Here is a 2,463-nt window from a genome sequence, read left to right on the forward strand (position 1 = left end):
GATCGGTTGAGGGCGGTGCCGTCGAATGGCTGCATACGGAGCGCAGCGTTCTGATGCCGTAGAAAGTCGCCTGGATTGTTTTTTGACTCGAAGGAGACGCAGGCGGCGTTAGCGAGGCCGCGGCGTACGATCCAGGTTGCGTCGCCCTTGTCCTGCTCAGGGCTGCCGGATGTGATCGGCGCGATAACGACGCCACCGTTCTGGTTGCGGACATAATCTCCGGTGCAGCATGGTGTGGTCGCTTGCAGCGAGATGTCAGATCCCGGTGTTAATGTTCCGGATAGGCCGCTCGGCGCGCCATAGTGGACCGCGACGATGTTGGACTGAATAGCGTTATCGACGCTATCGGAGGGAAAGCCGGCGATCATTGCGCCTTCGAAGAATGAGCCCGCAGAGGCATGGCTATTGTCGCCGCCGATGCCGAGGATGATCGCGCCTTCCTGGCGCATGGGCGCATATCCATCGGGCAGGGAGCCGGCATACGCGACGTTGAGCTCGCCCGACCGCGCATCGCCCCACTTTAGCGCAAACCTCCTCTGACCATCGTTCTTCAACCAAGCCGATATGAAGGGACGCGGCCTGCCGCCGAAATTGGCGGCCGGATTGCAGCTTCGCTGCTTCCAGTGGAATATTCCGTTTTCGAGGTCAGCGCCCACCCCGGGCGCCGGTTCGCTGCGGCAGTTGGGCCACTCCATGTCCCGGCTTACATTGACCGCATCCATATGGCCGGCGCCGGTGTCGTTGCCGCTGGTCTCGGCGTTGCCGTAGTCGAAGCAGCACCCTGAATTGAGATGGGTGCCGGAGGAGACCATGTACATCCCTTCCGGCTTTCCGTTCATTGCGATGCCCGATGTCCGGTTGTTGCGGTAGCCCATGCCAGGCGAAATCGAAACGCCATAGACTTGATGGCCGCCGGCCGTCACGGGTAACGCGTCGGCGGCGGCGCCGAAGTCGGAGCCGTCGAGACCTGGTCCTTTGTAGTGCCCGCTAGGGGCGATCGAGAGATCGTTATGGTGGGGCGACTGATCGTAAATTTTAGTGATAGCGCAGGTGGTGTGGTCGCAGAACGCATCTTGCGCCACTGCGTTGGCGTATCCGTCCGAAAGCAAGCCGATGTTTTCTGTAGCGTTGTCCGACGCTCTCTTCACCAGATACAGCGCGCCCTTGTATTTGGCGTAGAGAGATCTCACCGTGCTGTGCGCGGCGACGCACGGTGTATGATTGGTGGCATAGATATCGCAAGGCCTTTGCTCGATTGTCTCGGAATGTGCGACACCACACCCGATCACGCTTCTGGTCACAAGGACGACGATGACCGCCAGCGCTGCGCCGTTCTTCGGCCTGAGTGAGCTGAGGTTTCGGCATCCCGGTGGGTCGTCTCTTCTGCAATCCGCTTGGTATTGAAGGAAGGAAGTGCGCTGGAGCCATCCAAACATTCGGTCCTCCTACGAGCGAGGCGCTCAGTCGACAAGAAAGAATCTCTGGCTCGCCGCCGCAGGATCGCATCGATTCTGTCGCAACGTACCTCCCGCACCCGGGTCCTCGAGACAGAGATTGGAATTCTTCACCTGAAGGCGGTAGGTCCCGGAAGGGCCGCTCTCGATCCGAAACAGTTCATTGGCCGGCAGCGGACCATCGTCACAGCCCCACTGAATGAGATTTCCCGGACCGCCGCGTGTCTTGCCATCGCCGGGCGAGTTCGTGCCGTTCGATATGTTTAGGCACAATCTGGCAAGCGCGTTGACGGTGTGGATCGAATAGACCCCTCCGCCCCTGTTCACGAAATTGAACAGCTCGTTGGCGTAGGCGCCGCACGCATACGAAATGATCGCGGCTCCCGAACTCGTTGAGTTGGTCGTGACATTCATGCACTGATGCGTGGCCTGTGAGATCACCTGATGCACGCCTTCGATTCTGTCTGTCGATGCGTCCGGTCGCGGCGTCACGCCATCGATGACATATGTCGTGATGGAGCGCGGCGGCAAAGAGCTGACGATATGCTTGCCGCTAGAGAGGGCGATCGTCTCCTGCCGCAGGTTTGCCTGCGCATCCGAGGTCGTGCGGTACGCCGTCACGGCGGCGGGCAGCCCCGCAAAGGCCGTCAGGTCGAGATCGTCCTCGCCGGGTTGGTCCCAGTTGGTCGTCACCAGAACAAGACGCTTCGATGCAGGTGAGTAAGCGGCCAGAGTGTTGTAAGCGCCGCCCGCTGAAGCGATCTGAAAGCCCGGACGGATGAAGCGGCTGTACTGCGCCATCGCATAGTATTGCTTCTTAAGCTGCAGCGCCCCTCCCTTCGGATCGAAGCCGATCACTTCCCAATCCGGTTGCCAGAGCAGCCAAGCTTCAACGCCGAGGTCGCGCAGGTCCATGCGGATGGTATCCGCCATGAACAACGCTCCCCACATCTCGCCCTTTTCCTTTTCTTTCTGGTCGGCAAAGCAGCAGCCCACCTCGCTCATCCAG

Annotated in this window: 2 protein-coding genes; both read right to left on the minus strand. The window is 60.3% G+C overall.

Translation table 11 applies throughout. The features are described from left to right. On the minus strand, positions 1 to 1,436 hold a 1,436-nt coding region (locus JOY90_RS37595), incomplete at its 3' end, for an arabinofuranosidase catalytic domain-containing protein (RefSeq protein WP_291696143.1). 24 nt (positions 1,437 to 1,460) lie between these two features. After that, positions 1,461 to 2,463 (minus strand): RICIN domain-containing protein (locus tag JOY90_RS37600; RefSeq protein WP_291696144.1); only part of this gene is annotated, 1,003 nt, incomplete at its 5' end.

This window comes from Bradyrhizobium sp. (assembly GCF_019242285.1).
In the GTDB taxonomy this organism is placed as follows: Bacteria; Pseudomonadota; Alphaproteobacteria; order Rhizobiales; family Xanthobacteraceae; genus Bradyrhizobium.